This window comes from Streptococcus sp. DAT741 (genome assembly GCF_009866825.1).
Classification (GTDB): Bacteria; Bacillota; Bacilli; order Lactobacillales; family Streptococcaceae; genus Streptococcus; species Streptococcus ruminantium.
In genome coordinates this window covers 2026783-2045305 of sequence record NZ_CP019557.1, presented here as the reverse complement: position 1 = coordinate 2045305, position 18523 = coordinate 2026783, and the positions used below count along the sequence as shown (strand labels likewise).

General features: G+C 40.5%; 16 protein-coding genes. 9 read left to right on the top strand and 7 right to left on the bottom strand.

The genetic code is table 11. The features are described 5' to 3' along the window. Positions 1-156: 156 nt before the first annotated feature. The 5 genes from BZG42_RS09650 to BZG42_RS09630 form a co-directional block, all read right to left on the bottom strand. Positions 157-1140: a LacI family DNA-binding transcriptional regulator gene (locus BZG42_RS09650; protein ID WP_155964901.1), complete on the bottom strand. Its 984-nt coding sequence runs from the start codon at positions 1138-1140 to the stop codon at positions 157-159. A 9-nt stretch (positions 1141-1149) separates the two neighbouring features. After that, entirely contained in the window at positions 1150-1860 is a 711-nt protein-coding gene (locus BZG42_RS09645) for a hypothetical protein (protein ID WP_236563890.1), read from the bottom strand. 134 nt (positions 1861-1994) lie between these two features. Further along, on the bottom strand, positions 1995-2837 hold the full coding sequence (locus tag BZG42_RS09640) for a sugar ABC transporter permease (RefSeq protein ID WP_024531524.1): 843 nt from the start codon (positions 2835-2837) through the stop codon (positions 1995-1997). A gap of 1 nt (position 2838) precedes the next feature. Then, positions 2839-4134 carry a sugar ABC transporter permease gene (locus tag BZG42_RS09635; RefSeq protein ID WP_024531525.1) on the bottom strand — a complete coding sequence of 432 codons (1296 nt, stop codon included), beginning with the start codon at positions 4132-4134 and terminating at the stop codon, positions 2839-2841. Between the two features lie 156 nt (positions 4135-4290). Further along, positions 4291-5550 (bottom strand): extracellular solute-binding protein, encoded by a 1260-nt coding sequence (locus BZG42_RS09630; RefSeq protein ID WP_024531526.1) that lies wholly within the window; start codon positions 5548-5550, stop codon positions 4291-4293. A gap of 313 nt (positions 5551-5863) precedes the next feature. Here BZG42_RS09630 and malQ point away from each other — a divergent pair, with 313 nt between their 5' ends. Both malQ and BZG42_RS09620 read left to right on the top strand, forming a co-directional pair. Further along, on the top strand, positions 5864-7366 hold the full coding sequence (malQ, locus tag BZG42_RS09625) for a 4-alpha-glucanotransferase (RefSeq protein WP_024531527.1): 1503 nt from the start codon (positions 5864-5866) through the stop codon (positions 7364-7366). A 591-nt stretch (positions 7367-7957) separates the two neighbouring features. Further along, entirely contained in the window at positions 7958-8476 is a 519-nt protein-coding gene (locus BZG42_RS09620; RefSeq protein ID WP_155995302.1) for an ABC transporter permease, read from the top strand. A gap of 48 nt (positions 8477-8524) precedes the next feature. Here the strand turns inward: BZG42_RS09620 and BZG42_RS09615 are convergent, their stop codons facing one another. Together BZG42_RS09615 and argS are read right to left on the bottom strand one after the other, a co-directional pair. Further along, on the bottom strand, positions 8525-9484 hold the full coding sequence (locus BZG42_RS09615; RefSeq protein ID WP_227985520.1) for an SH3 domain-containing protein: 960 nt from the start codon (positions 9482-9484) through the stop codon (positions 8525-8527). Positions 9485-9844: 360 nt separating this feature from the next. After that, complete coding sequence (gene argS, locus BZG42_RS09610) at positions 9845-11533, bottom strand: arginine--tRNA ligase (RefSeq protein WP_024532296.1); 1689 nt, start codon at positions 11531-11533, stop codon at positions 9845-9847. 196 nt (positions 11534-11729) lie between these two features. Between argS and argR the strand changes: the two genes are divergently transcribed. The 7 genes from argR to BZG42_RS09575 all read left to right on the top strand — a co-directional run bounded on the left by argR (position 11730) and on the right by BZG42_RS09575 (position 18366). After that, the gene (argR, locus tag BZG42_RS09605) at positions 11730-12170 is read left to right on the top strand and encodes an arginine repressor (RefSeq protein ID WP_024532295.1); all 441 of its coding nucleotides are present in this window, start codon (positions 11730-11732) and stop codon (positions 12168-12170) included. 12 nt (positions 12171-12182) lie between these two features. Further along, entirely contained in the window at positions 12183-14723 is a 2541-nt protein-coding gene (gene mutS / locus BZG42_RS09600) for a DNA mismatch repair protein MutS (protein ID WP_155995301.1), read from the top strand. A gap of 335 nt (positions 14724-15058) precedes the next feature. Further along, entirely contained in the window at positions 15059-15427 is a 369-nt protein-coding gene (locus tag BZG42_RS09595; RefSeq protein ID WP_227985522.1) for a hypothetical protein, read from the top strand. A 137-nt stretch (positions 15428-15564) separates the two neighbouring features. Further along, complete coding sequence (locus BZG42_RS09590) at positions 15565-16344, top strand: ABC transporter permease (RefSeq protein WP_155995299.1); 780 nt, start codon at positions 15565-15567, stop codon at positions 16342-16344. A gap of 31 nt (positions 16345-16375) precedes the next feature. Continuing rightward, on the top strand, positions 16376-17083 hold the full coding sequence (locus BZG42_RS09585) for a hypothetical protein (RefSeq protein WP_155995298.1): 708 nt from the start codon (positions 16376-16378) through the stop codon (positions 17081-17083). A 9-nt stretch (positions 17084-17092) separates the two neighbouring features. Next, a complete protein-coding gene (locus BZG42_RS09580) occupies positions 17093-17722 on the top strand; it encodes a hypothetical protein (RefSeq protein WP_155995297.1) in 630 nt (209 codons plus the stop codon). Further along, on the top strand, positions 17719-18366 hold the full coding sequence (locus BZG42_RS09575) for an ABC transporter ATP-binding protein (protein WP_155995296.1): 648 nt from the start codon (positions 17719-17721) through the stop codon (positions 18364-18366). Before BZG42_RS09580 ends, BZG42_RS09575 begins: the two co-directional genes overlap by 4 nt. Positions 18367-18523: the final 157 nt, after the last annotated feature.

The window sequence follows — 18523 nt, the reverse complement described above, 5'->3', positions numbered from 1 at the left end:
GCAGGTGAGTGAACCAAGCTCATACGAAGTGTTTAGTCTATACCTAGATTTGGCAGTAGTAAAACGTTATCTTCATTTTTACGATACGAATAGATTTTCAGTCACAGGTTGTTCAATGAACAATTTGAGTTCGTACGAGTTTGGTGTTTTTGAGCATTAAAGTTCAATAATAGTGTGTGGAATGACACGTCGATAGCAGACTTGTTTATCCTGCTTGTTGTCATTGATAATCTGATGCAAGGTATTAAAGGCTACACGTCCTAGCTTGATGGCATGAACATCAACATAGGCTTCAATATTGAGTTTTGGTTTAACAGAGTCAAAGGAAATAATTGGTAATTTGATGTCCACTTCATTGAGATATTTGACAATGCCTTCAGCCACCATCGTATCGGTTGTAACGATAGCATCTATATTTTGTTTGAGTAATTTCTTGGAAATTTTATAGGAACTATCTTCTAAAAGGAAGCCTGAAACAAATTTGACCTTGTTTTCATCTAGAGGAATATGATGAGACTTGAGAGCATTTTTGTAGCCTGTATAACGGTCTTGTGATACGACGAGCTCCTTGTTACCAGCTACAAAGGCAATATTCGTGTAGCCTTTATTGATGAAGTAGTTGGTTGCTTCAAATCCAGCCTGAATATTATCGTTGTCGACTAGGGATATGAATGGAGAGTCTGCCTTACCTAGAATGAGGAAGGGGAATTTATGCTGAATGGCTAATTGAACCAGAGGATCATCAGGCTTAGAGTAAAGGAAGATGAGACCGTCTACTCTCTTACCATAGACCATTTGAGAAATAGCTTCAAGGCGCTGCTCTTCATTCTTACCCGTAGAGATTTGGATAGCATAATTATGATCGGCAGCTACCTGTGAGATTCCTCTCAAAGCAGTGGGAAAGAAGGGGTTTTGATAGAAAACATCCGAATCATCTGGTAATACTAGTCCAATTACTTGCGTATAGCTGCTGACTAGACTACGAGCATTGAGGTTGGGATGATAATTGAGATCCACCATAGCTTTTCGGACTAGGTCTTTTGTCTTTTGGCTAATGGCAGAGCTATTTTGAATAACACGAGTAACTGTAGATGGTGAGACACCAGCTAATTTAGCTACATCTTTGATAGTAGCACGCATATAGACCTCCTAGATTTTATCTCTGAATTTCGTTTTGAAAAACACCCATAACAAGCATAGCACAAATAGGATATTTTGTATGGTTAGAAGGGTCGTCACAGGCTGACCAAAAAGTCCAATCAGACAAGCAATGATAGTTGGCAGACCTAAGCAGTTGAGAGAAAAATTATAACATTCTGCGAATGTTTTAAAATGGAAGAAGCGTGATTTCTTGGTAAGAAAGAGAAAGAAGCTTGCTCCCAATAAAATGAAGAGCAGATTGCTGGCTAAAATGATGGTTGAAACAAAGGTAATACTTAAACTTACGATTGCTCGATTGGCTTGGTACCAACTTTTAGAAATAGCCGTTGTCAATCTTTCTTTACTAGAAAAATCAGCGGCTGTTATGCCATCATAGGTCAGTTTGCTTAGGATGTCCGTTCCCTTTCTAATGACGAGAAATTGCTTTGCGAACTGATAAGAAAAATTTGAGCTGGAGCTAGGGGTGTCGCCAAAGGTAACTTGTTCCCAATTTGCATTTCCAGTATAGGATAATTGGTTGTTTTCGATCGTTGCATGTTGGCGCAGATCTTCCATCACTTGATCCGTCAATGGATGATAGATGCCTTCTACAAAATTTTCCAAAGGATAGGTTTTCAGACTAACGGTTTGCAAAGAACTAGGAATCACCAGAAGCGCAACCAGAAAAAGCGTTGTAAATAGCCGCTGCCAAAGTTTCATCAATCTGCGGTTGGCAAACATATCTCTCGGTGAGAAAATACTAGAAAAATAAGAAAATGGGTAGGGAAGCATTCGTTGGTCCTTTCATAAATATCAATGTTCTGCCCCAAAAAGGGAAAAGGTGGGACAGGGATTTACCCCTTGTCGCCACCGCTTGTTAAACCAGATACAAAGTTCTTTTGTAGGAAGAAGAATAGAATACTGATTGGAAGGGCGATGAGAATAGCACCTGCTGCAAAGTAAGCAATTTTCATATTCTTCACATCACTGATGAAGGTTTGAAGACCAACAGCTACAGTATAGAATTCTTTTTCACGAAGCAAGAATTTGGATAAGATGTAATCTCCAAAAGGTCCCATGAAGGCCCAGAGAGCTTGTACAGCAATCATAGGGCGAACGAGTGGAAGAACAATTTGCCAGAACCGTCTGAAGTGACCAGCACCATCAAGTTTTGCAGACTCATCAAGTGAGATTGGAACCGTGTCAAAATAGCCTTTCATAAGCCAAGCATTCATTGGAATACCGCCACCAACATATAAGAAGATGAGGAACCAGCTTTGGTTAAGCGCATTGAGCATAAGAGCCATGACGAAGAAGGCTGTGAGGGCCGCCATTGTTGGCACCATTTGAATGATCAAGAAGAAGACCAAACTTTGCTTGCGAGCGATGAAGTTATAGCGGCTATAGGCATACCCAGCCAGAACAACGATGCTAGTTTGGATAATCATTGTCAAGAACGCAACAATTAGAGTGTTGAAATACCAGGTTCCATAAAGAGTTTCGCTAAAGAGTTTGCTAAAGTTATCTAGTGTAAAGTTAATACTACTATCCAATTTAAATGCCACTACGTTTCCGGACTTGAAGGCGGACATGATGGTAATCAAAAGAGGATAGATGATGATAACAGACAAAGCGATTAGATAGAGATAGGTTAAAGTATGATTGAGTCTGCGTTTAAATTTTACAGATAGTTTCATCTTACACATCCTCCATTTCAAAAGCGTTTAGTTTCTTGAAGGCGATCATGGAAATGCTGATGACAATCATGGAGATAATCAAGGTTACTGCTGCGGCCATAGAGTACTGCGGAGCGGTACCAGTTGTCAATTTGTAAATCCATGAAATCAAGATGTCTGTTGAGCCTGCACCGCCACCGACACTACCTGGACCACCATTGTTGAACAGATAGATGATAGAGAAGTTATTGAAGTTGAAAGTGTACTGGCTGATAAGAGTAGGAGCTGCCACAGCTAAAATCATTGGGAAGGTGATGTTCCAGAATTTTTGAATAGCACTGGCACCATCAATGTAAGCTGCCTCGTATAGGTCGTTTGGAATAGATTGCAAAATACCTAGTGTCAACACATAGATATAAGGGAATCCGAGCCAAGACTGTATCATGATGAGGGCAACTTTAGTCCAGAAGGGATCTGTTTTCCAAGGGATTAAGAAGTTATCAATGAATGGCAAGAATTTGCTCAAAAATGGTAATACCTGTGTATTGATGGCCCCCACACTATCGTTGAACATGTTGCTGAACGTCAGGATGGTCACAAAAGCAGGTACTGCCCAAGGAAGCAAGAAGATGACACCGAAGATACGTTTCCCCTTGATAAATGGTTGGTTAGCAATAATAGCTGTCAGGATACCGATAACAATCTGTGCTGTAGAAGCACAAAGAGCCCAGATAATTGTCCAACCTAAGACAGAACCAAATGCTGCACGGAAGGTACTAAGTTTCCAGATATTTGAAAAGTTAGTGAATCCTATCCAGTCCAAGAGTGAACCCGGAGGCAAGTGTTGGAAATCATAGTTGGTAAAAGCGATAAATAGGGTAACTACAACAGGGAAAATGATGGCAAAGGTCATTGCAATATAAGATGGGATAATTAAGAGATATGGGAAACCATTCTCATAAATTCCTTTAACCATTTCATTCAGAGTAGTTGCAACTGGCATGCCAGAGTTCCAGCGTTTAGCAGTATCGAAGGCATCTTTTAAGTTGAGTGCGTAAAAAGCAAGATAGATAACTGTGATGATTAGGTGGAAAGAACCACGAATCAGCATGAAGAGCGAGTTATCTTGCCCAGATTGACTACCGAGTGTGATTAAGTTTCCTAATTCACCGGCGGCAATAGCAATAAAATAAACAAGGAAGGCAAGAGAAACTCCTAAAAATATGCAACCTTTAGCTTTTTGCTTATTATAGATTTGTCCCAGACCTGGGATCAGGGACAAAAGGAGTGCTTTACCTGGATTTTGTTTCATAGTCATAGTCTCCTTCATTGTTTTTTGGCTTTGTTGATGTTAAAGATGGTCTTTTGAATTGATGAGTGTAGAGAACTGTTCCAATAAACCATATATTTTCAACTTTTTTCATTGAGTAATAAAGTAGACTGGGAGTTCTTCCCAGTCCAACTTTAAACCTGACTAGTTGCCGTATTTTTGAGTGATTGTATCTTTAATCAATTTAACAGCATCTGTTGCTGCAGTTTTAGCATCTTTTGCACCACTTGCAGCTTCAAAGAGCATGTTACCTGCTGGTTCCCAAACAGTACTCATTTGAGAGATGTTTGGCATTGGTTGAGCTGAGTCAAACTGATTGATAACCGCAGTTGTCAACTCATCATTTTTACCCACAGCGTATTTACGAGCTTCAGTATTAGCAGGCACTTCGTTTGTAGCATCATAAAGTGCTTTTTGTTGGTCTGTAGAACTCAAGAAGTCAACAAATTTTTGTGCAGTTTCTTTGTTTTTAGAACCTGTAGGAACAACCCATGCTTTACCACCACCAAATGCTGAGTATTTCTTGCCATCTGCAAGTGTTGGAATTGTTGCAACACCATAGTTCAAACCAGCTTCTTTGTAAGCGGCAGCTTTCCAAGGACCTTCGATGATAGCCGCAGCCTTACCGTCTGTAAATTGAGTGTTAATCAAGTTGCTTGCAGCAGTACCATCTTGGAGACCTTTAGGCCATTTCTCATACCAAGTTTTAGCATACTCAATTGCTTTAACAGCGCCTTCGTTGTCAAGACCGATGTCTTTTGGATTAGTACCGTTTTCACCGAATACATAGCCACCGTGGCCTGAGAGAAGACCGTAAGTGTAGTAGAAGTTTATCCAGTCAGCAAGGAAGGCAGTTGTTTTACCAGCTTCACCTTCGAAAGCATATTTGCTATCTTTGGCAAGTGTTTCAAGTTCTGCGAATGTCTTAGGTGCTTCTTTCAACAAGTTTTTGTTGTAGTAAAGAACAAGTGTTTCGATAACTGCTGGTGAACCGTAAACTTTACCGCCATTTGTTACAAGAGCAGTTGTTGTGTCATCTGCTTTGCTATCGCTTGCAAGTTTCAATTCTGAAAGTTGACCTTCAGATCCAAGGCTACCTACGCGGTCGTATGGTGCCATCATAACGTCTGGAGCTGATCCTGATTGGTTGTCTAATGACAAATTGTCCAAACCAGCCAAGGCATCGCCTGTTTTAACTTTGATGGTTACGCCATTTTCTTTTTCAAAGTTAGCTTTGACTTCGTTGACATATTTCTCATAGCCTTTATCAACATAAATTGTCAATTCTTTGCTGCCTTCTGCAGGCTTAGATGTCTTTGTTGATGAGCCTGAGTTTGAGCAAGCAGCCAAAACAGCAGTTGATGCAGCAAGAAGAGCAACGCTCTTAAGAAGTTTGTGTTTCATTTTCTTCCCTCCGAAGATAAATAATATTTTGTGACGTATGCTTTGCGCAAACGTTTTCTTAAACTGATTTCATTATACAACATAATGAATGCGTTTGCAAGGGTTTTTATAAAAAAATTTTAAAAAATTTTTAAGTTTAAAAAGTAGAGGAAGATTTTTACAATGTGTAAACAAAGTATAGGAAACTAAAAATTTATGAAAATTGCTGAATATTGGAATAATAACTGGAAAGCCTCTTGATTTGTTACCGTTTTCAGTATATAATGAGGAAGAAAACGTTTGCGTTATGTAAGCAGTTAGATAAGGAGAGCTTATGAAAACAAGACAAAGTGGTGTGCTCATGCACATCTCATCTCTACCAGGAAAATATGGAATTGGTTCCATGGGACAAGCGGCCTATGAGTTTGTTGATTTTCTGGTTCGGACGAAGCAACGCTACTGGCAGATTCTGCCACTGGGAACGACCAGTTATGGAGATTCTCCCTATCAATCCTTTTCAGCTTTTGCGGGGAATACTCATTTCATTGATTTTGATCTGTTGATTGACAAAGGCTGGCTAAAAGCGGAAGACTTGCAGGGGATCGATTTTGGTCAGAATCCATCTGAAGTAGATTATGCAGCAATTTTTCATGCTCGACGTCCTTTATTGGAGAAAGTTGTTGCAAATATGCAAGCTCAGGGTTTGCCAGAGGATTATTGGACATTTCTAGGGGAGAATGATTTTTGGATTCATACCTTTGCTGAGTACATGGCGATCAAGGAGCATTTTGATTTAAAACCTTGGACAGATTGGGAGGATCAAGGAGCTCGTTTGCGCTATCATGATACCTTAGAATACTATCGTCAGCTACTTGCAGACCAGATTGATTACCATCGCATCAGCCAGTATCTATTCTTTACCCAATGGCGTGCTTTAAAGGCTTATGCCAATGCCAAAGGGATTGAGCTTGTTGGCGATATGCCGATTTATATTGCGGCAGATTCTGCGGACATGTGGGCTAATCCTCATTTCTTCAAGACGGATGAAGAAGGCAAGCCCAGTGTGGTTGCAGGGTGTCCACCAGATGCTTTTTCAGAAATCGGTCAACTTTGGGGGAACCCTATTTATGACTGGGAGGCGATGAAAAATGATGGTTTTACATGGTGGGTAGCCCGTTTGCGTGAATCATTCAAGATTTATGATATGGTTCGCATCGATCACTTTATCGGCTTTGCTTCATTCTGGGAAATTCCAGCAGGTGAGGAAACAGCAGTCAATGGTCGTCGTGTGGAGGCACCTGGTTTTGAACTTTTTGATACTATTAAACGTGAATTGGGAGATTTGAATATTATTGCGGAAGATCTTGGTTCAGTGACTGATAAAGTGATTCAATTACGTGATACTACTGGATTTCCAGGGATGAAAGTTCTTCAATTCGCCTTTGATCCAAATGGTGATAGTATCGAAATGCCACATAACCATCCCAACAATGTTGTAGCCTATACAGGTACACATGATAATGACACCATTCTTGGATGGTATGAAAATGAAACAAGTGCTGGGTCGCGTGCATTCCTAGACAAGTACAGCAACCGTCGCGAAGAGGAAACAATTAACCATGCTCTTTTCCGTCTCCTCTTTGGCTCGCCAGCATTTATGGCAGTAGTCACTATGCAGGATCTATTGGGCTTAGATGGTTCGGCTCGAATGAACTTGCCAAATACGGTTGGCGGCAACTGGACATGGCGGATGACAGCAGATCAGCTAACACCAACCATTGAAGCAGAATTACGAGATCTGACGGAGACCTACCGCCGGGTCAATGTAAATAGCTAAGAATAAGGGAAGTTTCTTTAACAGCTAACCCAAAGGAGCTTGGGACAAAAAGATTTTCAATTTTGAAAATCTCAATTATCAAGTCCTTTAGATCTATAATTGAACAAAAAAAGCGAACAAACCAAGATTCTGATTGTCAGAAAACTGGTTTTGTTCGCTTTTTATATATGAAATTGGACTATTGTCCCAACCTCTTTTTGCGACACTTTATTGAGATAGCCAAGTCTGGATTCAAAGAGGAATACAAATTTGAACGGGCAGAAAACACTAGATTTTCAAAATTTATCAAACCACTCTCTGCCTGTATTTTACCTTTTCTGTTGACGGACATAGCTCCAATAACGAAACCAATAATAAAGAGTATAGCAAAGGCAAATCAGAATCGCCCAGATTAGAAAGATATTCAGTATCCTTGCAAGATTTGGGAAAAACCAGTTAACCAACAGAGTAGAAAGGAAAATAATTATCCCAATAGAAGTGGGAAGTTTCTTCATAATCAGCACCTCCTTTTCTTTTAGTATACCATATCTTTAGGAGAGTGCGTTGACAAAACTTGTAAGGAATCGTAGAATATACGCAAGGAGGTTGTTTATGAAAAAAACAGTACATTTATATATTTTTGTTATATTATCGTCCATTGCTAGCTTGTTGCGTATCTTTAATGTCTTCTTCTCCAAATATGATGAAACAGTTATGCGTCAATTATTCCAGAATTTAGAGGGAATTGATGAAGCCATGTTTACATTTATGAGAGAGTCTATCTCTTTCCAGACGAACCTTATCAATAAAGCTTTTGCAGTGGTTCTTTTATTGACTTTGGTTGCTGTAGTTGTTCTCCTTTTCCTTGGGAAGAATAAGCAGGCTTCCTGCACTTATCTGGGTTATCTCATTGGAACTCTCTTGTTGCATACCTACTCTTTCGTTGGCAGCAAAGGACTAACTCAGATTTATACAGATTTGACGACTCGCCAAATAGTAGAGATTCAAACTTTGGCTTTCTATGTAGTCAATATTGTTCTTTTTCTTATCTATTTTGGTGTGACAATCTTCTTCCACTTGCGTAAACCGAAGCAAGAGTTGAGCGAAACCAACCATTCAACAGATTTTTAGAAAAATGAAAGATGCATAATCGCCTGAGATTGTGCATCTTTTGCATAGTCAAGAAATAGCGATATAGCGACGGATACCAGAATAGCTAATATAACTAATCCATTGTCGGCCTTCGGCGGTAACGACTTTATCGTAGTAGACACTCGCACCGGTATCATAATGTGCAACCTCAGGACTGGATAGACTTGGATTGTTGCGGACACTAGAGTGTGTCTTTATGGTGTAGATACCTGATGGAGGGAGACTAGAATAGACTGTGGCTTGTTGAGTGAGAGTATTTGTTACTGTCTCAATGGCAATATAGCGTCGAGCACCAGAATAACTGATATAACTAATCCATTGTTGGCCCTCGGCTTCGATGACCTGATCATAACGGACAGTTTCTCCTGCAAAATAGTAATCAATAGTAGAACTAGCAGAACTAGCTTGGGATTTGATGGCTACTTGATCGGTAAAGGTATAGGTACCACTGGATGCCAATGTTGTCGCTGTAGGAAGTGTGGAGATAGTACTGGAGTTTGCGCTCTCTAGATCTTTGAAATGAATATAGCCACTGGCACTGTGTTTTGGGATTGTTCGTCGCCCGTAGGTATAGCGTGCACCATAGTTGTATTCTTCAATCTCTACAGAATCACCATTTACAGCAGAAACCCAGGCTACATGCATAGGTATCTCAAACCAAGCAATGGAGCCCACTGCTGGATTCATATCTACGGTATATCCTTCTTGTCTGGCACGATGGCCCCATGTATCAGCATTTCCGTAAGCTGGTGGCAGGGTAAAATTGTTGACGGCGCTCAGCCTGAATGCTGCAAAAGAAGTGCATTGTCGTGTGTACAATCTCCAAGGATCTACTGCATCAATAGCAGTATAGGGATAGTCGTCTCCTCTGGCATTGGCAAAAACCTGCTGCGGAGCTTGAAAGCTAAGGCTTGTGATAAAGGCGGTTGTCATGAGACAATAAGTCATTCTTTTCGTTTTTGAACTTGTGAATAATCTACTATTCATAGTTTCTCCTTTGAAAAAGTGTAGAGGGAATACAATTCCTCTTACATACTTATTCGTAATAGGAGTTCATTTTTTAGAATATTCTGTTCACCAGTTTCCTATCAATTAGGTTCTTTCTTGCTTTATACAGCTGTTTCCTTACAAGGACTAAAGGTACAGGCTTCTTTGTTTGGGCCTATTTCCATTGTGTTTTGCTTCGGTTATTACTGCTTTTGCTCTTGTTATTGGCGAGTAGACTGATGGTTTTTATCTTGCTACTTTCGATAGATATGTTTTGAACACCAGAAAAAACCTCTGTATACATTCTAGTGGGGTAGAACTATACGGAGGTTTCTCTTGTGTCTCACTTACTGGAGGTGGTTACATTTTTTCTGGAGCTTTAACACCGAGAAGGCGGAGAGCTTCTTTGAGGACTACACCTGTAGCGTAAGCAAGAGCCAATCGACTGTCACGTTCGGGGCTTTCGTCTAAAATGCGAGTGTGGGCGTAGTATTTGTTGAAGGCCTGAGCTAGATTGATAGTATATTTAGCTATCAGTGATGGGTCAAATTTGTCACCGGCACGTTCTACAACATTTGAGAAGTTTTGGATATGTTTGATGATTTCCCAGCTTTCTGTATCAGCTAATTTGTAGTTGTTGTCTGCTTCAGGTGCAAAGTTTGCTTTGCGCAAGATAGACTGAATGCGGGCATAGGCATACTGCACATAAGGACCTGTTTCTCCTTCAAAAGAAACCATTGCTTCCAAATCAAAGTCGTAGCCGTTGTCGCGGTCTGTTTTCAGATCGTAGAATTTGACAGCACCAACACCGACTGCATGGGCCACTTTTTCCTTATTTTCGAGATCAGGATTCTTAGACTCGATCTGTGCGAGAGCGCGTGAAATTGCTTCATCAAGAGTTGGTTCAAGAAGGATGATATTTCCTTTACGAGTTGATAATTTCTTCTTATCCTTGGTGACAAGTCCGAAGGTGATATGGGTCATATCGTCACTCCAGTCAAAGCCCATTTCTTTCAGTACGGCTTTGAGTTGCTTGAAGTGGTTGATTTGTTCTTGACCAACGACATAGATACTTTTTACAAAGTCGTAGGTGCGCTTACGGTACATAGCTGTTGCAATGTCGCGCGTGATGTAGAGGGTTGCACCATCTGTTTTCATGATGAGGGCTGGTGGAAGATTGTAGCTTTCAAGATCTACAATTTTTGCACCTTTTGATTCTTGCAAGAGCGCCTTGTCTTCGAGGATTTGAATCCCCTCATCCATCTTGTCGTTGTAGAAGGCTTCACCATTAAAACTGTCGAATGTTACACCGAGCTTGTCGTAAATACGGTTAAATTCGACCAAACTTTCGTCACGGAACCATTGCCATAGTTCTTGTGCTTCTGGATCTCCGTCTTCCAATTTCTTGAACCATTGGCGAGCCTCATCATCAAGTTCAGGTTTTTCTTCTGCTTCGGCATTGATACGGACGTAGAGTTTGAGAAGTTCAGAGATTGGGTCTGCTTCAACAGCCGCTTTATCCCCCCATAGTTTATAGGCTACGATTAGCATACCAAATTGTTTGCCCCAGTCACCCAAGTGGTTGATACGGATTGGCTTATAGCCGAGTTTTTCATGGATATTAGCGAGAGCATCACCGATAACTGTCGAACGCAAATGTCCTACTGAAAATGGCTTAGCAATGTTTGGACTAGACATATCAACCGTCACATTTTTTCCTTGACCGATATTTAGTTGACCGTAGTGCTCTTTTTCGGAGATGACATCAGTCAGCACTTTATGTGAGACACCTGCCTTGTCCAAGAAGAAATTTACGTAAGGTCCAGTTGCTACGACATTTTCAAAGCCGGTAGTATCGAGTGTTTCTACGATACTGGCTGCAATGGCTTGTGGGGACTTGCGTTCTACCTTAGCGAGTGAGAAAGCGGGGAATGCGATGTCACCCATTTCGGACGATTTTGGTTTTTCTAGCAAGGCATAGACAGCCTCAACTTCCAAACTTGGAAGCACAGCTGCCAGTCTTTCGGCGATTATCTGTTTTTGGTTCATATAGGATTTCCTCCAAAGGTATTGAAACTATAGTCTTTTGAAATTACTTTAGCACCTCGTCACCCCTGACTTGGATGCCATGCTCGGTTTCGTGTCTGAAAGTAATTGCACTTGACTATATTTTATCATATTTCTAGGCTAATAGCAGTGAAAAATGTTATAATATCTCTATAAATATACATTCTGAGGTACAATGATGAATAAAGCAGAGCGACATGAACTAATCAAGTCGATGATTCGTCAAGAAAAGATAGGACGTCAAATGGACATTCAACAGATTCTAGAAGCTCAAGGTGTAGTGGTAACTCAAACAACTTTGTCGCGTGATTTACGTGAGTTGGGAGTGATAAAAATTCATGAGAATGGGCGTTCATTTTATTCTTTGGCAGCTGAGGAAGAGCGAGTAAATTTTATCCAATTATTGGCACAGTACGCATACAAGGTGAACAGGGCTAGTTTTATTCTTGTCCTACATTCTGAGCTGGGGGAAGCGGCTTTAATGGCCAATATTATTGATGCAGAAAAGCCAGAAACCATTCTGGGGACATTGGCAGGAGCTAACACACTCTTGGTGATTTGTCGTGATGAGTTAGCAGCCCAGCAGGTTGAGGCAGAGATAAATTACTATTTGGAATAGAGAGGAGAAACAATGGCAGTGGAAAAAATTTCTCCAGGAATGCAACAGTATTTGGATATTAAGTCTCAATATCCAGATGCTTTTTTGCTTTTCCGTATGGGAGATTTTTACGAGTTATTTTATGAAGATGCGGTGGAGGCCGCCCAGATTTTAGAACTATCTTTGACCAGTCGGAATAAGAACGCAGAAAACCCCATCCCTATGGCTGGGGTTCCCTACCATGCAGCCCAGCAGTACATTGATACTTTGGTCGAATTGGGGCATAAGGTTGCTATTGCGGAGCAGATGGAAGATCCCAAGCAGGCAGTCGGTGTGGTAAAACGCGAAGTGGTTCAGGTTATTACTCCAGGTACGGTGACAGACTCTTCCAAGATGGGTGCCGATAGTAACTTTTTGGTGGCGATTGATCGGGAAGGGATTCACTTTGCACTTTCTTACATGGATGTAGCGACAGGACAATTTTTTGTGACGAGTTTGGAGGATTTTTCCAGCCTTTGTGGGGAAATCCGTAACCTACGGGCGCGTGAACTAGTGATTGGCTATGCTCTTTCGGAAGAAGAGGAGCAAGTTCTTGCCAATCAGATGAATCTGCTCTTGTCTTTTGAAAATGAGTTGTCTGACGATATTCATTTGATTGATTCGTCATTGACAGACTTGGAGCAGGCAGCAGCTAGAAAATTGCTCAGCTATATCCATCAGACTCAAAAGCGTGACTTGGTTCACCTGCAAAAGGTAGTTCATTATGAAATCAAAGACTATTTGCAGATGGATTATGCAACAAAATCCAGTCTTGATTTGCTGGAAAATAGTCGGACAGGAAAGAAACATGGTAGTTTGTACTGGTTGATGGATGAGACGAAGACGGCTATGGGGATGCGGTTGTTGCGGACATGGATCAATCGTCCTTTGATAGATCAAAAAAGGATTGAAAATCGTCAGGCTGTTGTGCAGGTTTTTCTGGATTATTTCTTTGAGCGTAGTGATTTGATTGAGGCCTTGAAGGGGGTCTATGATATTGAACGTCTGGCCAGTCGGGTGTCGTTTGGTAAGACCTTGCCCAAGGATTTGTTACAACTTGCTCAGACCCTGGGAAAGGTGCCAGCTATCAAAAATATTTTACAACAGATGGCCGAGCCTACCTTAGCCAGTTTGGTGGCTGGGCTAGACCCGATCCCAGAACTCCACGCTCTCATTAGCTCTGCTATTGACCCAGAAGCTCAGGGGGCTATTACGGATGGAAATATTATCAAGACAGGCTTTGATGAGACTTTGGATCAGTATCGCTTGGTGATGCGTGAGGGGGCAGGCTGGATTGCAGAGATTGAGGCCAAGGAGCGGCAAGCATCAGGAATCAATAATCTCAAGATTGATTACAATAAAAAAGATGGTTACTATTTTCATGTGACTAATTCTAACTTGGGCAATGTGCCTGCTCATTTCTTTCGTAAGGCGACCTTGAAAAATTCCGAACGGTATGGAACGGAGGAGTTGGCTAAAATTGAAGGTCAGATGCTGGAAGCGCGTGATAGGTCTGCCAATTTGGAATATGAGATTTTCACGCGCATCCGCCAAGAGGTGGAAAAGTACATCGGTCGCTTGCAAAAATTGGCTCGAACCATCGCAACCATTGATGTTCTTCAAGCGTTTGCGGTTCTTGCTGAGCAACAATATTTGGTCTGTCCACAGTTTACGCAGAAGCGAGAATTGATGATTGATCGTGGTCGTCATGCGGTTGTTGAGAAGGTGATGGGTAAGCAGACCTATATTCCAAATTCTATTCACTTGGATACAACAACACACATGCAGTTGATTACAGGTCCAAACATGAGTGGAAAGTCAACCTACATGCGGCAGTTGGCAATGATTGTCATCATGGCTCAGATGGGGGCGTACGTGCCTGCGGATCAAGCAGAACTACCAATTTTTGATGCGATTTTCACTCGGATTGGGGCAGCGGATGATTTGGTTAGTGGTCAATCAACTTTTATGGTGGAAATGATGGAGGCCAACAAGGCTGTTCGTTTGGCCACGGAGCGCTCCCTTATTCTTTTTGATGAATTGGGACGGGGAACGGCTACTTATGATGGTATGGCCTTGGCTCAGTCAATTATTGAGTTCATTCACGATAAGATAGGCGCTAAAACCCTTTTTGCTACTCACTACCACGAGTTGACCGAGCTCAATCAGACGCTTTCTCACCTAGAAAATGTCCATGTTTCAACCTTGGAAAAAGATGGGCAAGTGACCTTCCTCCACAAGATTGCTGCTGGTCCAGCTGATAAGTCCTATGGGATTCATGTAGCTAGGATTGCGGGCATGCCAGAGGAGCTTTTGCAGCGAGCAGATAGCATTTTGAAAGAATTGGAAAGCCATGCACCGTCTGCCCAATCTAGTCAGGTCAGTCTGGTGAGCGAGCCGGAGCATGAACAGCCTGCTGTATTCGCAGAAACTCTCCCACATCCAGTCCTAGATGAACTGGCAAACTTAGACATCTACAATATGACACCGATGGAAGTCATGATGGCAGTGGCAGAGTTGAAGAAACAGTTGTAGTACCTATCAAGAGGTTGGGACAATAGTCCAATTTCATATATAAAAAGCGAACAAACCAAGATTCTGATTGTCAGAAAACTAGTTTTGTTTGCTTTTTTTGTTCAATTATAAATCTAAAGGACTTGATAATTGAGATTTTCAAAATTGAAAATCTTTTTGTCCCAAGCTCTTTTTAGGAAGGGAGGTGTACTATGCATGGAATATGAATTTTTGGTTACTTTTTTGAACTATTGTTTGACACCGTTTTCTAAAAATGATATTGTTTAGATAATTGAATGATTGCTTCGTATGATTTTGTATGAAAAGGGTAATCGGGAAGTTGTCTAGCTTTGTTAGTGGTTATGGGTATTGTCTTGATGATTAGTCATGTCTCAGGGCGGGACATAGCAGACTATGATGTCACGATTCCTAGATTTGGAGCAATCACAACAGGTAGAGTCTACAAAGAGAACTCTTCAAATGGTGTCAACCGAAACTATGCGATAGGTGGAAATAAACGAATGACGACCTCTATCCGATTGACTAGAACTGGTGGAGATATTACTCCTAGTCTACAGATGTCCTCGGGCAGTCGCATCATACTACGGTACAATGGTGGTGGAGATGCCTATGCGGGTAGTACGACTACTCTAGCTTTGGCTACTCCTCTTACCACAGTAGTGAGAGTTCAGGCTCAGGGATCTTGGAGTCCAGATGAGTGGTAAAATAGCGTGATATGGTAACTTTTTAAGTGCGATGGCAATTGTATTAGGGGGATGAGGAGACTCTTCCCCTATTCGTTAACACCTGATGAAAATCAAAATAAATGAGAAAATAAGATAATGATAGAAGGAGTACCCTCATGTCCTATTTTTTAGCAGAGCTACAAAGAGGGCTGAAGTCAAAGATGTTTTTGATTAGTTGTTCTTTGACCTTTATAGCCTTGATGGTTGGAGTGGTGAATGGCTGGTCGTCTATTCAAGGTATTGGAGGGCTATCCTTTTTTCTGTATGCTTTTTCTCTAGGAGGAGGAGCGATTTTACCAATCCTTATACCGATTTTGGTGTCTTTTCCTTTTTCACATTCCTACATAGAGGATACCGAACACAATATGATTTACGCAGTGCTATCGCGAACGACTGTAAGGAACTATTTTTTTACAAAGTTCTTTGCGATCGGTTGCGTAGCGTCTCTATCTTTATTTCTTCCCTTGTTGCTCCTGTTGGTTATAAACCAGCTTCTCTTTCCGATAGGAGCTCCTATATATCTAGGAGATATTAAGGGAGCTTGGTCGTTTATCTTTCAGGAAAACCAATTATGGTATGTGATGATAACCATTATTCATAGCACCTTTTTTGCCTTCATCTACGCAAATCTTAGCTTTGTATCGACCATTTACTTGCCTAATAAGGTGACAGCCTTAGTTGCCCCATTCTTGGTTTACTACCTTCCATCATTTGTTTTTCCATTTGTAGGATTAGATGTTTTGGAGCCAGTCAATACTTTTGACTTGACAGCCAATTCAGCATCAAATGAGCTATTTGTATATGGCCAATTAGGCTGTATTCTATTTTTGACGGTAGTGTTAGGAATTTATAAAATACAAAAGGAGCTGATACTTGATGGATATGGAGATGCTTGATTGTTTTGTAAAGTTGCATAGGAAGAAATACTTGTTTTATATCTTTCTTTTTGTATTACTGACTACCCTTTCCTTTTTGCAGTATAGTAGCTTGAGCAAGGGGAGTGGTAATTTTTGGCTGTGGCAACTCTATTTGAAAAGTGATTTGTATTCGTCCGTTGTTGGACTTCCCTTGCTATATCTATCGGGAATTTATTTCATTTCAGCTACGTTTTTTTCAAATAGTCTGGTCATCATTCGCTTGGACAGCCGCAAGCAGCTTATGGCGATAGAGTGGCAGGTTCAGCTTGCATTCTTAGGTAGCTTTCTATTGTTGCTGGTAGCTATCGCCGCCGCAATCAGTGTATCAAGTTCTACCTTTTCGCTATCATGGACTCCGGAGAATGTCTCTATCTATCGTGCTATTTTCGACAGTTCGCCATCTATGGATATAGAGCTATTGCATCAGGTCTTTTTTACAACTATCTATTTTGCTTTCTATCTTTTATTTCTGACAAATAGCTATACATTTTTCCGGCTTATTTTTTCAGAAAAACTATCTTTTTTACTGCTCCTTGCCTTTATTTTTTTCCAGTCATTTGTTTACAAGATGAGTTATGTTGTACCTTTGTTGCCGATTCAGCACTATCGAGTGGCAAACATAGCTGATACTGTCTCTCATATATGCTACTGGCTTTTGGTAAACGGACTACTTTTCTTTATAAATAGCAAGATGTACCTGAGAAAACAATTCTATTAAGGAGAAATAATGTCGTCTATTTTAGTAAAAAAATATGTCAATTATCGCCGTCTTCTTTTGACGCTTTTCCTGTTTGTTTTGGTACATGTTTCTGGTAAATATCTACTGGACACTGACTTTGAAATCAGTGTACTGAATTACCATCTTATGGGGTACCGTACTTTTTATACTATCGGCAAATATCTATTTCCGTATGTCTATTTTTTGTGTGCCTTTGTTTACTGTATTGATATGACGGATCAATATTTTTCACTAGTTTTCATTAGAAGTAAGAACAAGTACCGTCATATTATTTCTATTTCTGGTTTTATTTTCTTAGCCAGCCTTATTTATTGGGGAGCTTACTTAGGGATTTTTTATTTCATTTCGGGAAGGTCATCATTTGCTGAAGTGTTTGTTGAGTATCTGACCGTTGAATGCTTAACCTTACAATTAAGTGGCTTGTATTTTTTCCTTGATAGATGGATCGGTCATACACATACCGCAGCAGTTTTGACGATTTGCTATATGGGCATTATCAGTTTTCAATCAAGCATAGCAGATACGGTGACTAGTCTAGGATTTAGCTTTGTTTCGGTAAGCATCTATCTTGTGCTCATTTTTTTACATATACAGAGAAAGGGAGTCGTCAGAATATGAATCCAATAGAAATAAAAGATGTTTCTTTTAGTTTTGGCCATCAACAGATATTTGATGCCATTACGGTTTCTTTTAAAGCAGGAGAAATCATTGGTATTGTCGGAAAGAATGGTTCAGGAAAGTCAGTGTTCTTTAAGTTGCTAGCAGGTCTTATAAAGCCTAAGCGAGGTGAAATCTGGATAGATGGTAAAGAAATAGCCAATTCCAGCAGTTTTGCCTCAGATATGGGTGTCCTGATTGAAGAACCTTCTTTTTTAGCTAACCTGACTGCATATGATAACTTGCGGTTGTTATTAAGTATTAACAAAAAATGTTCTAATGAGGTCATTGAGCAAACTCTCGAAACGGTTGGTCTTTCTGAACATCGGGATAAGAAGGTCAAACACTTCTCGCTAGGGATGAAGAAAAAGATGGGGATTGCACAGGCTATCATGGAAAAACCAAAAATTTTATTGTTGGATGAGCCTATGAATGCACTAGACGAAGAATCCATACTAAATATGAGAAATTTGTTCTTTGAATTGGCTAAGCAGGGAACCACGATTATCATTGCAAGTCATAATCGAGAAGATATTGATACAATGTGTGATAAAGTTTATAAAATCCATGCCTGCGGTTTGCAGTTAGAAACCTCTAATTCGTAAGTCTGACCGCCCCTATCATATCCGTCTCCCGTTATCAATCTATATACTCATAGGAGAATAAACAAGAGTCTAGACAGGCTCTTGTTTTCAGTTACTTTCAGGAAAATAAACTATATCTTGTGTTTTTGAAAGAATTTTAAGTTTTTTGACACAAGAT